The sequence below is a fragment of the Mycobacterium yunnanensis genome (assembly GCF_025823185.1).
Classification (GTDB): Bacteria; Actinomycetota; Actinomycetes; order Mycobacteriales; family Mycobacteriaceae; genus Mycobacterium; species Mycobacterium yunnanensis.
Window position 1 is genome coordinate 167,350 of record NZ_JACKVK010000008.1, and the last position, 15,714, is coordinate 183,063.

Below are 15,714 nucleotides of genomic sequence, written 5' to 3' on the forward strand. Positions count from 1 at the left end.
CGTCAAGTGGCTGCCGGTCTGAGACGATCTGCTCTGATCGCGAGCATGCTGCGTCGGATCTCCGGGGAGGGGCTGAGGGTGACGTTGCTGCAGCCTCGCCGCGCCGCACCGCTCGGGATCGCCGTCTGGCTCGTCTACGTCGTGTGGTTGATCGCCCAGCTGGCCATCGGGCAGGCGACCGCTCCGGTGGCGCAGATCGTCGGCGACGTCGCCTTCATCGTCTTCGGGCTCTTCGCGCTGACGTGCGCCGCGGCGGCAGCGTTGTCGAACGGCGGGCGCGCCAGGGCGGCGTGGGCGCTGGTGGGCGTTGGGGCGGCCGCGTGGATCGTCGCCGTCGCCGGCTCGGACCTCCGCTCGCCCCTTGGTGCCATCCGAGGCCCCTTCTCCACCTGGGCCGACGTGGGCTTCGTCGTCTTTCCGATCGTCACGTGCGGTGCGCTGTTGCTGCTGCCCGTCGGTCCTGTGGGGCCGTCGACCGTCAGGCTCCTGATGGACGGGCTCGTGGTGGTGGGGTCGCTGTTCCTCATCGCCTGGATCGTGGTGTTGCGGGGATTGTTCGACGCCGGCCGCACGGATCCCCTGACATTCGCCGTCACGCTGGCCTACCCCATCCTCGACCTCGTCGCCATCACCGTCGGAGTCCTCGTCACGATCCGCGCACGGGGTGCCGCGCGGATGTCGGTGGCCCTGCTGACGGTGGGCATCGTGCTGATGTCGATCTCCAACGACGTGCTCTACCACGTGGTCGCCGCCAGCGGACGCAGCCGGGGTGACCTGCTCGACCTCGGTTGGGTCACCTCTCTGCTGGTGGTGGGGCTCGGCGCGCTCGCCGGCTGCAGCCAGCGGCTCGCCGGGCAGATACCCGTCCACGACACCCTGTGGTTGCCCTACGTGCCGCTGTCGGTGGCGGGTGTGGTCGTGGTGGCCGACCTGGCCAAGCCGGCGTCAGTCGTGGTGCTGTCGGTGTCGGTGTCCTTGGTGATCGTGGTGATGCTGCGGCAGTTCCTCGTCATGGGCACCAACCAGCGGCTGCTCGCCGTCGTCGCCGAGCAGGCGTTGCAGGACCCCCTGACCGGCCTTGCCAATCGACACTTGTTCAACGACCGACTGCACCACGCCGTCGAATTGCACCGCCGGGAGCTGTTCGGCGTGCTTGCGGTGCTGACCCTCGACCTCGACGACTTCAAGCTCGTCAACGACGGACTTGGCCACGCCGCCGGGGACGCACTGCTCGTCGACGTCGCGGCGCGGATCCGATCGGCGGTGCGAAGCGGCGACACGATTGCGCGGCTGGGCGGCGACGAGTTCGCGATCCTCATCGAGAAGGGCCCCGAGACGCCCGACTCCGTCGCGCAGCGCGTGATCGACGCGTTCGCCGAACCGTTCGTGGTGGACGGGCATCTGCTGCCCATCCGTCCAAGTGTGGGGTTGTCCGTCGCGCCAGCCCGGGATCGCGATCTGCGGGCCGACATGCTGCTCAAGCAGTCCGACTTGGCGATGTACGCAGCCAAGCGCACCCGGGGTTCCGGGGTCGTGACGTTCGCCTCGGACACCGGACCGATGCGCCGACTCGCCGCCGAGGACGACGCACCCAAGCTGGGGTTGCTCAACGATCTTCGGCACGCAATCGAGCACGGCGACCTGACGATGGTCTACCAGCCGAAGGTCGACCTGCGTCTCGGCGGGCGCGACGTCGTCGGGGTGGAGGCGTTGGTCCGTTGGCCCCATCCCGAGCACGGGTTGCTGACCCCGGGGGACTTCTTGCCCCTGATCCGTCGTCACGACCTGATGGCACCGATGACGGAGTTGGTCTTCGAGTTGGTCTTCGCGGACTCGGCGCGGTGGCACGAGGCGGGCCGGACGGTCCCCGTCGCGATCAACCTGTTCGCACCGTCCTTCGACGATTCCGGCCTGCCCGACCGGCTGCTCGCGACGCTGGGTGAGCACGGGCTGGCCGCGACCGAGCTGACCCTCGAGATCACCGAAGACCTCGTCATCGACGACGTGCCGCGGGCGCGTCAGACCTTGGAGTGCTTGCGGGAGAGGGACATTCGCGTGTCGGTCGACGACTTCGGCAGCGGGTTCAGTGGACTGCACTACCTGCGGGAACTGCCGGTCGACGAGGTCAAGCTGGACCGGCAGTTCGTCATGCCCATCGTCGAGGATCCCCGGGCTGCCGCCATCGTGCGCGCCGTGATCGGCCTGGCCCACGACCTCGGGGTGGCCTGTGTCGCCGAGGGCGTCGAGAACGCCGCGACCGCCGAGCGGCTCCGGGAGTACGGCTGCGATCTGGCGCAGGGGTACCACTTCGGGCGGCCCGTCGCGGCGCCTCTACTGCTGGACGCGTTGACGAGTCCGGACCCGCAGACCACCCGGGGTTGACGCGGCGTCGAAAACTCATCAGAGTTGAGCGGAACAGACTCAACCTTGACGACGTTGGACAACGCGAGAAGCATTTTCCAAGAAAGAAACGGAGGTGTCGTGGACTCGTTCAACCCGACCACGAAGACCCAGGCGGCGCTCAGTTCGGCGTTGCAGGCGGCCAGCGCCGCAGGCAACCCCGAGATTCGGCCCGCCCACTTGCTGACGGCGCTGCTCGCCCAGAGCGACGGCATCGCGGCACCACTACTCGAGGCGGTCGGCGTCGATCCCGCGGTCATCCGCTCCGAGGCCACCACTCTCGTCGACCGCCTGCCCAAGGCCAGCGGCGCCAACTCGACGCCCAACCTGTCGCGTGAGTCGCTCTCGGCGGTCACCGCCGCCCAGCAGCTCGCCGTCGAGATGGACGACGAATACGTCTCCACCGAGCACCTGCTCGTCGGCCTGGCCACCGGCGACTCCGACGTCGCCAAGCTCCTGACGGGGCACGGCGCCTCGCCGCAAGCGCTGCGGGAGGCCTTCACCAAGGTGCGCGGCAGCGCCCGCGTCACCAGCCCCGATCCGGAAGGCAGCTACCAGGCGCTGGAGAAGTACTCCACCGACCTGACCTCGGCCGCCCGCGAGGGCAAGCTGGACCCGGTCATCGGGCGCGACAACGAGATTCGTCGCGTCGTGCAGGTCCTGAGCCGGCGCACCAAGAACAACCCGGTGCTGATCGGTGAGCCCGGCGTCGGCAAGACCGCGATCGTCGAGGGCCTCGCCCAGCGCATCATCGAAGGTGACGTGCCCGAGAGCCTGCGCGACAAGACCGTCGTCTCCCTGGACCTGGGTTCGATGGTGGCCGGCGCCAAGTACCGCGGCGAGTTCGAGGAACGTCTCAAGGCCGTCCTCGACGACATCAAGAACTCGGCCGGGCAGGTCATCACGTTCATCGACGAGCTGCACACCATCGTCGGCGCCGGCGCGACCGGTGAGTCCGCGATGGATGCCGGCAACATGATCAAGCCGATGCTGGCCCGTGGCGAGCTCCGCATGGTCGGCGCCACCACGCTCGAGGAGTACCGCAAGTACATCGAGAAGGACGCCGCCCTGGAGCGTCGGTTCCAGCAGGTGCTCGTCGGCGAACCGTCGGTCGAGGACACCATCGGCATCCTGCGCGGGCTCAAGGACCGCTACGAGGTGCACCACGGCGTCCGCATCACCGACTCCGCACTGGTCGCCGCTGCCACGCTCAGCGACCGGTACATCACCTCGCGCTTCCTGCCCGACAAGGCGATCGACCTGGTCGACGAGTCGGCGTCGCGGCTGCGCATGGAGATCGACTCCCGGCCCGTCGAGATCGACGAGGTCGAGCGGTTGGTCCGTCGCCTCGAGATCGAGGAGATGGCACTGTCCAAGGAGTCCGACGACGCGTCGAAGGATCGCCTCGAGAAGCTGCGGTCCGAGCTGGCCGACCACAAGGAGAAGCTGGCGGAGCTGATGACGCGCTGGCAGAACGAGAAGGGCGCGATCGACGTCGTCCGCGAGCTCAAGGAGCAGCTCGACACGCTGCGCGGCGAGTCGGAGCGGGCCGAACGCGACGGCGACCTGGCCAAGGCCGCCGAGCTGAGGTACGGGCGCATCCCCGAGGTCGAGAAGAAGCTCGACGCGGCGCTACCCGTCGCCGAGGCGCGCGAGAACGTCATGCTCAAGGAGGAGGTCGGGCCCGACGACATCGCCGACGTGGTGGAGGCCTGGACCGGCATTCCCGCAGGGCGGATGCTCGAGGGCGAGAGCGCCAAGCTGCTCCGCATGGAGAGCGAGCTGGGCAAGCGCGTCGTCGGTCAGCGCAAGGCCGTGCAGGCGGTCTCGGATGCGGTGCGCAGGACGCGCGCCGGTGTCGCCGACCCCAACCGGCCGACCGGGTCCTTCATGTTCCTGGGCCCCACCGGCGTCGGCAAGACCGAGCTGGCCAAGGCGCTGGCGGAGTTCCTGTTCGACGACGAGCGGGCGATGATCCGCATCGACATGAGCGAGTACGGCGAGAAGCACTCCGTCGCCCGCCTGGTCGGTGCGCCTCCCGGTTACATCGGCTACGACCAGGGCGGTCAGCTGACCGAGGCGGTGCGCCGTCGCCCCTACGCCGTCGTGCTGTTCGACGAGATCGAGAAGGCGCACCCGGACGTGTTCGACGTGCTCCTGCAGGTACTCGACGAGGGCAGGCTGACCGACGGCCAAGGCCGCACGGTCGACTTCCGCAACACCATCCTCATCCTGACCTCCAACCTGGGCGCCGGTGGCACCGAGGAGCAGGTCATGGCGGCGGTGCGGTCGGCCTTCAAGCCCGAGTTCGTCAACCGGCTCGACGACGTCATCGTGTTCGACGGGCTGAACCCCGAGGAGCTGGTGTCCATCGTCGACATCCAGCTGGCTCAGCTGCAGAAGCGGCTGGCTCAGCGCAGGTTGACCCTCGAGGTGTCGCTGCCCGCCAAGAAGTGGCTCGCCGAGCGTGGTTTCGACCCGCTGTACGGCGCACGGCCGCTGCGCCGGCTGCTACAGCAGGCCATCGGTGACCAGCTGGCCAAGCAGTTGCTGGCCGGTGACGTGCACGACGGTGACGTGGTGCCGGTCAACGTGACCGCCGACGGCGACGGCCTCATTCTGGGTTGAGTCCCCCGCGAATGGCCAGTTACGGCGCGCTTTCGAGAGATCGACGCGCGGTAACTGGCCTTTCGGCGTCAGAAGGCGGTGCTGGGGACGTCGGTCTCGGTGCCCAACAGCGCCTCGACGATGCGCGCCGCGACGGCATCGGGGTCCAACCCCGTGGGCAGCTTCGGTGCCTCGCCGGCGATCGCGCGTCCGGCCAGCCCGGTCTCGGTGTGCGGTGGCCGCACGTCGACGACGCGGACCTTGCGCCGCCGGGCCTCGCTGCGCACCGCGGTGAACAACGCCGCCGTCGCGGCCTTCGCCGCCGAGTAGGCGGCCATGTTGGCCATGGGCTTCTCCGCGACCACCGCGCTGATGCCGAGGATCACGCCGTCGCGTTCCAGTACCGGCAGCGCCGCCCGGATCAGCCGCAGCGGGGCCAGGAAGTCGACCAGAACCAGGTCGTCGACGGTGTCGTCGTCCACGTCGGTCAGCGCGCCGAAGGCCACCACGCCCGCGGCGATCACGAGACCGTCGAGCCGGCCGTGACGGTCGGCAGCGGCGGCGACGATCTCGCGGGGGGCGTCCGGTTCGCGCAGATCGCCGACCACCTGGTGGGCACCGGCGATGCCGAGCCCGGCCAGGGCGTCGGCCGACCGGCCGCTGATCGTCACCGAGGCTCCCCGGTCGGCCAGCAGCCGGGCGATGCGGGAGCCCAGCGCGCCACTGGCGCCGACCACGAGGAAGGCCTTGCCGGAGAGTTCGCTCACCGGACCAGTCTGCGCGAGCCCCTCGTCGCACGGCGGCGACCAGGCGTGACCGGTTTGTGATCTTCTCGAGTTCGGGCGAAACCCGTACCAACCAGTAGGCTGGGGCTCAATGGTCCCGCTTTGGTTCACACTGTCCGCACTCTGTTTCGTGGGTGCGGCGGTGCTGCTGTACGTCGACCTCGACAAACGTCGCGGTCTCGGTCGGCGCCGCAAGTCGTGGGCCAAGTCGCACGGGTTCGACTACGAACACGAGTCCTCCGAGATCGTGGATCGCTGGAAGCGTGGCGTGATGTCGACCGTCGGCGACGTGAGGGCCAAGAACGTCGTCCTCGGACAGATTCGCGGCGAGGCCGTCTACGTCTTCGACCTCGAGGACGTCGCGACCGTGATCGCGCTGCACCGCAAGGTCGGGACGAACGTCGTGGTCGACGTCCGGCTCAAGGACGTCAAGGAACCCCGCGAGAGCGACATCTGGCTGCTCGGCGCCATCGGACCGCGGATGGTGTACTCCACCAACCTCGACGCCGCCCGCCGCGCCTGCGACCGCCGCATGGTGACCTTCGCCCACGCCGCCCCCGACTGCGCCGAGATCATGTGGAACGAGCAGCACTGGACGCTCGTCAGCATGCCGATCACGAGCACCCGCGCCCAGTGGGACGAGGGACTTCTCGTCGTGCGGCAGTTCAACGACCTGCTGCGCGTGCTGCCCCCGATTCCGCAGCCCGGCCAGAGTGCCGTCGCAGGGCAGGCCATCGCCCGCCGCGGCGGATCGCCCAGCCGTCCCGTGGCCGCACGCCCTGCCGAGCTGCCCGCCGGACGCACCGACGCACCGCCCAACCGTGGCGACGTCGGGCGTTACACCCAGCAGCGCCCGCCGGTGCGCAACGGGCATCAGTCGCCGCACTATCAGCGCTAGAGTGCCGCCCGCGTAACCTGTCGGGCATGCCACGACCCGTCGCTCTGATCACCGGACCGTCCTCTGGACTTGGGTTGGGATTCGCCCGCCAGTACGCCTCGGACGGACACGACCTCGTCCTGGTGGCCCGCGACGTCGAACGCCTCGAGCGCCTCGCCGCCGAACTGCGGGCCGACGCAGGCGTGGACGTCGAGGTGCTGGCCGCCGATCTGGCCGTCGCCGACGACCGCCTCAAGGTGGCCGACCGACTCGCCCTTGGCGTGCGAATCCTGGTCAACAACGCGGGCTTCGGCACCTCGGGTGAATTCTGGACCGCCGACCCCGACGCCTTGCAATCCCAACTCGACGTCAACGTCACCGCCGTCATGCAGCTGACCCGGGCCGCGCTGCCGCCCATGCTGGCCGCCGGCGCGGGCACCGTGATCAACGTGGCCAGCGTGGCCGGGCTGCTGCCGGGCCGGGGCTCGACCTATTCGGCGTCCAAGGCCTACGTGATCTCGTTGTCCGAGGGGCTCGCCAACGGACTCGACGGCACCGGCGTCGGCGTGCACGCGCTGTGCCCCGGCTTCGTCCGCACCGAGTTCCACGAGCGCGCCGGGATCGACATGAACGGCACACCGTCGTTCCTGTGGTTGGAGGTCGACGACGTCGTGCGCGACTGCCTGGCCGCCGTGGCCAAGGGTGAGGTGGTGATCATCCCCGGTCTGCAATACAAGGCCCTCACCACGGCCGGACGAGTGGTACCGAGGAGCCTGGTGAGGGCGGCGACCAAGGTCGTCGGTCGCGGCCGGGGCCGTACCTGAGTGCGCACAGTCCTCGCACTGCTGCTGACCCTGGTCCTCGGCGCCGCCGTCGTCGCCTGTTCCGACGACCCCCAGCCCAGCCCGTACGCCACCCAGGGCGCGAAGATCGGTGAGTCGCTCGCCGTCCTTGGCTGGAACGTCTCCGCGTCCAATCTTCGCTTCGACGGTGACTACGTCCTCGTCGACGTGGACGCGTCCCCCTCGCAGGCCGGTGGTCGGCACGCCAGGGCCGACTCGCTGCGGTTCGGCCTCTACGGGGCGCTGGCCCATCCGATCGAGAGCACCGCGCTTGGCAGTTGCGCGAACGTCACCACGCTGAGCCTGCAGCCCGCCGTCTCACCGAATCCCGACAAGGTATCGGGCACCGTGTGTTTGGGCCCGCTCCGTGATCAGACCCAGGTGCGCGGGGTGTACGCGTACTCGCCACAGGACCGCATCCCCGGCACGATCGCCGCCTACGGAGCGTCCTTCCCGGTCGGGTTGAGCCCCACCGCCGACACCGAGACCGGCCTGGTGGTGAAGTCCACCAGCGTCGACGCGTTCGACGCCGACGGATCCCAGCTGGCGCCGACGGCGCTTGGTGAACCGAATGCGTTCAACGGCAACGGGTACATGCTGCTGGGGCTGGACATCAGCGGGCTGGCGTCGCGCTACCGGGAGGACTCGATCCGGCGCGGCGGTCCGCTCATGGTGCAGGTGACACCGACGCTGCCCGGCAAGGGACTGTCGTATGCCTGCTCGGTCTACGGTGCGTCGCTGCTGGTGCTGCCCGACGCGTCGTTGGACGCGGTGTCGATCCGGGCCTCGCTGTGCACGCAGGGCGAGATCAACCAGGCCCTGCTGTACGCCACGGTCGCGGTCGTCGGGACCCACGCCGCGCTGTGGACGACGCGTGACTGACGCCGACCCCACGCCGCCGGGCCCCACCGAGTGGGGCACCACCCCTGGGGTCGGCCCATGGGACGGCCCGCTGCCCGACGATCCGCGCTACGACCGGGACCTGTTGCGCGACGGCGACACTCGCAACGTCGTCGACGCCTACCGCTACTGGACGCGTGAGGCGATCATCGCCGACATCGACGAGCGACGCCACCGTCTGCACGTGGCCATCGAGAACTTCGGCAACGACGCGAACATCGGCGCCGTCGTGCGCACCGCCAACGCCTTCGCCGTCGACACCGTCCACATCGTCGGCAAGCGCCGGTGGAACCGGCGCGGCGCCATGGTGACCGACCGCTATCAGCGCCTCCGCCACCATGCCACGACCGCCGAGCTGCTCGACTACGCCGCCGAACGGGGGCTGGAGGTCGTCGCAGTCGACAACGTGCCGGGGTCGGTCCGCCTCGAACACACCCGCTTGCCCCTGGACTGCCTGCTGATCTTCGGTCAGGAGGGACCCGGCATCAGCCCGGAGGCGCAGAACGGCGCCGCCATGACGGTGTCCATCGCCCAGTTCGGGTCGACGCGCAGCGTCAACGCCGCCGTGGCCGCGGGCATCGCGATGCACGCCTGGATCACGGCGCATGCCGACACAGCGCGCGCCTGGTAGGGCAGGATGAAATCCACCAGGCGAGCGAAGCGACGGGAACATTCAATGGATCAGCTGTGGGCCAATCGCGCGGCCAGCGCAGAGGCCGCCATCGCCAAACGGCACTACCGGAAGCTGTGGCGGTTGCCCGGCACCCAGCTCGGCGTCGTGTCGTGGCCGCCCACGAAGAAGAACCTGTCGTTTGGCACGTGGCACTACTGGTGGCAGGCCCATCTGCTCGACTCTCTGGTCGACGCCCAGATGCGCGACCCGCAGCCCGAGCGCAAGGCGACCATCGAGCGCCAGATCAAGGGTCACCATTGGCGCAACACGTTGAAGTGGACCAATGACTACTACGACGACATGGCTTGGCTAGCACTGGCTTTGGAGCGCGCCGGCAGCCAGGCCGGCGTCGAACGCCCGAAGGCGCTCGAGACGTTGGCCAACCAGTTTCTCAACGCCTGGGTGCCCGAGGACGGCGGCGGCATCCCGTGGCGCAAGGAGGACCAGTTCTTCAACGCACCGGCCAATGGGCCCGCGGGGATCTTCCTGGCGCGCTATGACCGGCTGCGCCGCGCCCAGCAGATGTCGGACTGGATCGACGAGACGCTGATCGACCCGGAGACCCACCTGGTGTTCGACGGCATCAAGGGCGGCTCGCTGGTGCGTGCGCAATACACCTACTGCCAGGGCGTCGTCCTGGGGTTGGAGGTCGAACTCGCCGACCGCACCCAGGACGCCCGGCACTCCGCACGGGCCCGCCGACTCGTCGAGGCGGTCGCCGACCACATGGCGCCCGGTGGCGTCATCCAGGGTGCGGGTGGGGGAGACGGCGGTCTGTTCAACGGCATCCTGGCCCGCTATCTGGCACTGGCCGCCAACCGGCTGCCCGAGGACGATCCGGAGAACGCCGCGGCGCGCGCCACCGCGAAGGAGCTGGTGCTCAAGTCGGCACAGTCCGCGTGGGACTTTCGCCAAAACGTGGACGGGCTGCCGCTGTTCGGGGCGTTCTGGGATCGCAACGCCGAGCTGCCCACCGCAGGCGGCAAGGACGCGCAATCCGTCGACGGTGCGGTGAACGCCTCGGACGTGCCCGAGAAGGACATGTCGGTGCAGGTGTCGGGCTGGATGCTCATGGAGGCGGCCTTCTCGGTCGCCGACGAGACCCCGGCCGGGCAGCTGCTGCTCGACGTGCCCGAGCCGTCCGACGAGGAGGACGGCGTCCAGTGACCGCCACGGATCAGCTCACCGGCGGCTGGGCGCCCGACGAACGAGGCCTCGAGGACGCCAACCTGACGCGCTTCCTGGCGTGGCTGGCCGAGACGGGCCGAGGCGACTTCGCCGACTACCACGCCCTGTGGTCTGCCTCGGTCGACGATCTCGGGTGGTTCTGGGACGCGGTCTGGACGTTCTTCGACATCGAGGCGGCGACGCCTCCCACCGCCGTGCTGGGCAGCACGGACATGCCTGGTGCGCAATGGTTTCCGGGCGCGACGCTGAACTACGTCACGCAAGCCTTCCGGCACGCCACCGACGATCGGCCTGCGATGGTCGTCGCCGGGGAGGACGGCTCCTCGGAGTGGTCGTGGCACCGCCTACGCGCCGAGACCGCGGCGTTCGGGGCGTATCTGCGCGGCCTCGGCGTGGTGCCGGGTGACCGCGTGGTCGGCTACCTGCCCAACGTCGGCGAGGCCGTCGTCGCCTTCCTGGGCGCGGCCAGCGTCGGGGCCACGTGGGCGGTGTGCAATCAGGACTTGGCCGTCGGCGGCGTCGTCGCCCGCCTCGGACAGCTGGAGCCCAAGGTGCTGGTGGCCAGCGACGGCTCGGTGTACGGCGGCAAGCAGCGGGATCGGCACGCCGAGCTGGCCGAGATACGGTCGAAGATGCCGTCCTTGGTCGACACGGTGCTGGTGCCGCGGCTCGGCCTGCCAGTGGACGGGACGACCCCGTGGGCCGAGATGCTCGAGCGCGGGGCCGGAGCGGAACTGGACGTCGCCCCCGTGCCGTTCGACCACCCGCTGTGGGTGCTGTTCTCCTCGGGTACCACCGGAACCCCCAAGGGCATCGTGCATGGCCATGGCGGAGTGTTGCTCGAACACGTGAAGTACCTCGACCTGCAACTGGATCTGAAGCCCGAGGACCGCTTCCTCTGGCAGTCCAGCACCAGCTGGATGATGTGGAATCTGCTGGTGTCGGGTCTGCTCGTCGGCTCCACCATCGTGCTGTACGACGGCAGCCCCACCTACGGTCGCACCGACTACCTCTGGCAGGTGGTCGCCGAGCAGGAAGTGACGGTCGTCGGCGCAGGCGCCGGGTACTGGTTGGCATGTGCCAAGGAGGAGCTGCGCCCCGGGCGCGATCACGACCTCGGCGCGCTGCGGGCAGTCGGCTCGACGGGATCGCCGTTGCCCGCCAGCGGTTTTCGCTGGGTGCAGGAAGGCGTCGGACGGCCGATCCCCGTCGTCTCCATGAGCGGTGGCACCGACGTCGTCACCGCGTTCATCGGCGGGACCCCGCTGGTGCCCATCCGGGCCGGTGAGCTCAACGCAATCTGTCTCGGCGTGGCGGCGCAGGCGTGGGGTGACGGCGGACGGCCGGTGGTCGGGAGCGCGGGTGAACTGGTGGTGACCAAACCCATGCCCTCGATGCCGGTCTACTTCTGGAACGACCCCGACGGCGAGAAGTACCGGTCGGCGTACTTCGACAAGTACCCCGGGGTCTGGTGTCACGGCGACTGGATCACCGTCACCGACCGCGATTCGATCGTCGTGCACGGCCGGTCGGACGCCACCCTGAACCGCGGCGGCGTCCGCATGGGCAGCGCCGAGATCTACAACGCCGTCGAGGGTCTGGCGGAGATCCAGGACTGCCTGGTGGTCGGCGTCGAACTCGACGACGGCGGATACTGGATGCCACTGTTCGTCGCCTGCGCCCATGGCGTGGAGTTCGACGACGACCTTCGGTCGCGGATCGTCGACGCCGTCCGCTCGGGCGCCTCGCCGCGGCACGTCCCGGACGACGTGATCGCCGTCCCCGGCATCCCGCGCACCATGACCGGCAAGCGGCTCGAAATACCAATCAAGCGAATCCTGTTGGGCGCCAAGGCGTCCGACGTCCTCACGCCGAGTGCGGTCGACCGTCCGGAGTTGCTCGCCGAGTTCGAGGACCACGCGAGGACGTGACCATCGAGGCCGACGACACCCGCCGTGGCAAGGCGGCGCCGAGCCGCTTCGGCCGCGATCCGACGGCGGCCCGCGGCGGTGAGAACACCGCCGCGGCGCTGCTGCTGGCCTTCACCGTCGTCGCCGTGGTCTGGGCCAATTCGCCATGGGCGGACAGCTATTCGGAGTTCTGGAGCACCGAGGTCGGGTTGAGGATCGGCGACCTGCACGCCGAGATGAGCCTCAAGCACCTGGTCAACGACGGCCTGATGACTTTCTTCTTCTTCATCGTCGGGCTGGAGGTGAAGAGCCAGTTCACCATCGGCGAGCTGACCGACAGGGCCCGAGCCGCGGTGCCCGTCGTCGCCGCGATCGCCGGGCTCATCGTGCCTGCCGTCGTCTTCCTGGCGTTCAACCCCTCCGGCGACGACGCGAGAGCCTGGGGTGTCGTCATCTCCACCGACACCGCGTTTCTCGTCGGAGCGCTGGCGATCATCGGGCCGCAGTGCCCGGCCCGCCTGCGCACCTTCCTGTTGACTCTCGCGGTCGTCGACGACGTCGGCGCGCTGCTCGCGATCGCGGTGTTCTACTCCGACCACGTGAGGCTGGTGCCGTTGCTGATCGCGGCGGTGCTCGTCGCCGCCATCGCAGCGGTGCGGCTGTTGCCCGCCGGGCAGGGCCCCGCCTATGCGCTGCTCTCGGTCGCGCTGTGGGTGGCGCTGTCGATGGGAGGTGTGCACTCGACGTTGGCAGGAGTCGTGGTGGCCCTGCTGATTCCGGTGTTCACCCCGCAGAGGCAGCGGGTCGAAGAGGCGGTCGAGGTCATCCGCGCCTTCCGGCAGTCGCCCAACTCGGAGTACGCCCGCGCGGCCACCCGCAGCCTGCGGGACTCGATCTCCATCAACGAACGGCTCCAGACCGGCTTCGGCTCGTACGTGTCGTTCTTCGTCCTCCCCACGTTCGCGCTCGCCAACGCCGGCGTGCACCTCGACGGCGAAACGGTGGCGGCCGCGATTCGCTCACCGTTGACCTGGGGCGTGGTCGCCGGTCTGGTGGTCGGCAAGTTCGTCGGCATTCTCGCCGCGACCGCGCTGGTGCGCGCGACCGGACTCGGCGTGCTGGCACCCGGTCTGACGCTGAGGCGGGTGGCGGGTGGGGCTGCGCTGTCCGGTATCGGCTTCACCATCTCGTTGTTCATCGTCGACCTGGCGATCGACGATCCGGCCAAGCAGGATGAGGCCCGGGTGGGTGTGCTGGCCGCCTCGGTGCTGGCCCTGGCGTTCGGGTGGGTGACGTTCCGGGTCACCGACTGGTTGAGCCCGCCCGTCTCGGTCGGCATGACGCTGATTCGCGAGGTCGACCCCGACCGGGACCACCTGCGGGGAAATCCGAACGCACCGCTGACCCTCGTCGAGTACGGGGACTTCGAGTGCCCGTTCTGCAGCCGTGCGACCGGCGCCATCGACGAGGTGCGCGAATACTTCGGCCCCGACCGGTTGCGCTACGTGTGGCGCCACCTTCCGCAGGAACGCGTGCACCCGCATGCCCTGGATGCCGCACGCGCGAGCGAGGCCGCGGCCCTGCAGGGAAGGTTCTTCGAGATGTCGGTCCGGATGTTCGAGTTCCAGGATTACCTGGAGTGGGAGCACATCTACCGCTACGCCGACGGGGTCGGCGTCGACGTCGCCAGATTCGACGAAGACCTGCACTCACCCCGGGTTCTGCACCGAGTGCAGGACGACGCCCAGGACGCGGAGTTGATGGACTTGGGGTCGACGCCGACCTTCTTCGTCAACGGTCGCCGCCACGAGGGGCCCTGGGACGCGGCCAGCCTCATTCGGGCGTTGGAGGCGCCCAACCAACCCGATGGTTGACCGCTTACGATCGAGGCGTGACCGACACTTCCCGTGCCCGCATCGACTTTCCCTCCACGATCGGCGTCTGGTGGTCCAGTGACACCTGGCCGATCGGTCAGGCGCAGGACGTGGCCCGCGAGATCGAAGCCCTGGGCTACGGCTCGTTGTTCATCCCCGAGGTCACCGGCAAGGAGTGCCTGACCCAGTCGGCGGCGTTCCTCTCGGCCACCGAGCGATTGGTCGTCGGCACCGGCATCGCCAACATCCACGCCCGCGCCGCCTCGGCAGCGGAGTCCGGTGCGCGCACGCTGACCGCCCTGCACCCCGGCCGGTTCGTCCTCGGCCTCGGAGTCAGTCACGCCCCGCTCGTCGAGCACGGTTTCGGCGGTAATTACGCCAAGCCGCTCGCCACGATGCGCAGCTACCTGGACAAGATGGCCTCCGTGCCCGAGCAGATCGAGCCGGGCTCGGGACGGCCGGTCCGTCTGCTCGCCGCGCTCGGCCCGATGATGATCGAACTGTCCGGAACGCACGCCGACGGTGCGCACCCGTACCTGGTGATGCCCGACCAGTCCCGCAGGACCCGCGAGATCTTGGGTCCGGACAAATGGATCGTCTCCGAGCAAGCCGTCGTCGTGGGCGGTGACGACGACGAGCAGCTCCGCGCCGCGCATGGGCACCTCAACGTCTACAGCGGTCTGCCCAACTACCGGAACTCCTGGCTGCGGCAGGGCTTCGACGAGTCCGATCTCGTCCGCGGCGGATCCGACCGGTTGGCCCGCGGGCTCGTCGGGATGGGCTCGGTCGACGACGCGGCCGCGACGCTGCGGGCCCATCTCGACGCAGGCGCCGACCACGTCGTGGTCCAGGTGTTGGGGGAGGACCCCACGGCCGATCCGCGGCCTGCGCTGCGCACGCTCGCCGCGGCGCTGGGGCTGGGCTAGACCCCTCCGGCGCGCTTGGCCGCCTTGCGGCGCTTGTACCACTCGAAGACGATCGGGGCGAGCGACGCCAGCACGATCACGATGAAGATCGGTTCGAGCAGCTTCTGGATGATCTCGAACTGGCCGAGCCAGTAGCCCAGCAGTGTCAGCCCGACGCCCCACACGACGGCGCCGATGACGTTGAAGAGGGTGAAGACGCCGTAGTTCATCTTCGCCGCGCCCGCGGTGATGGGCACGAGGGTGCGCACGATCGGGACGAATCGGCCGAGCACGATCGCGAAGGGGCCGCGCGCCTCGAAGAACGCGTGCGCCTCGTCAAGGTACTTCTGCTTGAGCATGCGGTTGGTCGGCTTGAACATCGACGTGCCGATGCTGCGGCCGATCCAGTAACCGACCTGGCTGCCCGCCACGGCGGCGACCGGGATGAAGACCAGCAGCTGCCAGAGGTGGAAGTTGGTCTGCACGCTCTCGGCCTGGGCCGCGGTGCCGGCGGCCAGCATGCCCGCCACGAACAGCAGTGAGTCGCCGGGCAGGACGGGGAACAGGACGCCTGACTCGATGAACACGACGACGAGCAGGCCGACGAGGGCCCATGTGCCGAAGTACCCGAGAAGCGTCAGCGGATCCAGGAAGTCCGGCAGCAGCGCCAGGGTCGTGGTCGTCATGGCAGCCGAGGATACCGGCGTTGGCTGATGTCGACGACAGCCCGACGCCGGAGCCGTCCCCTCACTA

12 protein-coding genes are annotated in these 15,714 nt (G+C 69.3%); 10 read left to right on the top strand and 2 right to left on the bottom strand.

The genetic code is table 11. From position 1 onward, the window contains the following. The first annotated feature begins 45 nt into the window (after positions 1 to 45). On the top strand, positions 46 to 2,382 hold the full coding sequence (locus H7K45_RS10885) for a putative bifunctional diguanylate cyclase/phosphodiesterase (protein WP_263995817.1): 2,337 nt from the start codon (positions 46 to 48) through the stop codon (positions 2,380 to 2,382). A 99-nt stretch (positions 2,383 to 2,481) separates the two neighbouring features. Continuing rightward, on the top strand, positions 2,482 to 5,028 hold the full coding sequence (clpB, locus tag H7K45_RS10890; protein WP_263995818.1) for an ATP-dependent chaperone ClpB: 2,547 nt from the start codon (positions 2,482 to 2,484) through the stop codon (positions 5,026 to 5,028). Positions 5,029 to 5,096: 68 nt separating this feature from the next. On the opposite strand, the gene H7K45_RS10895 is transcribed toward clpB, so the two are convergent. After that, the gene (locus tag H7K45_RS10895; RefSeq protein ID WP_263995819.1) at positions 5,097 to 5,774 is read right to left on the bottom strand and encodes an SDR family NAD(P)-dependent oxidoreductase; all 678 of its coding nucleotides are present in this window, start codon (positions 5,772 to 5,774) and stop codon (positions 5,097 to 5,099) included. Positions 5,775 to 5,883: 109 nt separating this feature from the next. Between H7K45_RS10895 and ttfA the strand changes: the two genes are divergently transcribed. Genes ttfA through H7K45_RS10935 form a run of 8 tightly spaced genes read left to right on the top strand, consistent with a single transcriptional unit; the run spans position 5,884 to position 14,982 of the window. Further along, positions 5,884 to 6,690, top strand: a complete 807-nt coding sequence (gene ttfA / locus H7K45_RS10900) for a trehalose monomycolate transport factor TtfA (protein WP_263995820.1) — start codon at positions 5,884 to 5,886, stop codon at positions 6,688 to 6,690. A gap of 26 nt (positions 6,691 to 6,716) precedes the next feature. Further along, positions 6,717 to 7,493: an SDR family NAD(P)-dependent oxidoreductase gene (locus H7K45_RS10905; RefSeq protein ID WP_263995821.1), complete on the top strand. Its 777-nt coding sequence runs from the start codon at positions 6,717 to 6,719 to the stop codon at positions 7,491 to 7,493. Beyond that, positions 7,494 to 8,393 carry a hypothetical protein gene (locus H7K45_RS10910; RefSeq protein WP_263995822.1) on the top strand — a complete coding sequence of 300 codons (900 nt, stop codon included), beginning with the start codon at positions 7,494 to 7,496 and terminating at the stop codon, positions 8,391 to 8,393. It abuts the gene before it with no gap. Then, complete coding sequence (locus H7K45_RS10915) at positions 8,386 to 9,042, top strand: TrmH family RNA methyltransferase (protein ID WP_263995823.1); 657 nt, start codon at positions 8,386 to 8,388, stop codon at positions 9,040 to 9,042. Before H7K45_RS10910 ends, H7K45_RS10915 begins: the two co-directional genes overlap by 8 nt. 45 nt (positions 9,043 to 9,087) lie before the next feature. Then, positions 9,088 to 10,251, top strand: coding sequence for a glycoside hydrolase family 76 protein (locus tag H7K45_RS10920; RefSeq protein WP_263995824.1), 1,164 nt, complete (start codon positions 9,088 to 9,090; stop codon positions 10,249 to 10,251). After that, positions 10,248 to 12,203: an acetoacetate--CoA ligase gene (locus H7K45_RS10925; protein ID WP_263995825.1), complete on the top strand. Its 1,956-nt coding sequence runs from the start codon at positions 10,248 to 10,250 to the stop codon at positions 12,201 to 12,203. The genes H7K45_RS10920 and H7K45_RS10925 overlap by 4 nt, the downstream gene beginning before the upstream one ends. A 2-nt stretch (positions 12,204 to 12,205) precedes the next feature. Beyond that, positions 12,206 to 14,056, top strand: coding sequence for a Na+/H+ antiporter NhaA (gene nhaA / locus H7K45_RS10930; protein ID WP_263996960.1), 1,851 nt, complete (start codon positions 12,206 to 12,208; stop codon positions 14,054 to 14,056). Positions 14,057 to 14,073: 17 nt separating this feature from the next. Continuing rightward, positions 14,074 to 14,982: an LLM class F420-dependent oxidoreductase gene (locus H7K45_RS10935; protein ID WP_263995826.1), complete on the top strand. Its 909-nt coding sequence runs from the start codon at positions 14,074 to 14,076 to the stop codon at positions 14,980 to 14,982. Here H7K45_RS10935 and H7K45_RS10940 read toward each other — a convergent pair. Continuing rightward, entirely contained in the window at positions 14,979 to 15,647 is a 669-nt protein-coding gene (locus H7K45_RS10940) for a DedA family protein (protein ID WP_263995827.1), read from the bottom strand. The genes H7K45_RS10935 and H7K45_RS10940 overlap by 4 nt on opposite strands. Positions 15,648 to 15,714: the final 67 nt, after the last annotated feature.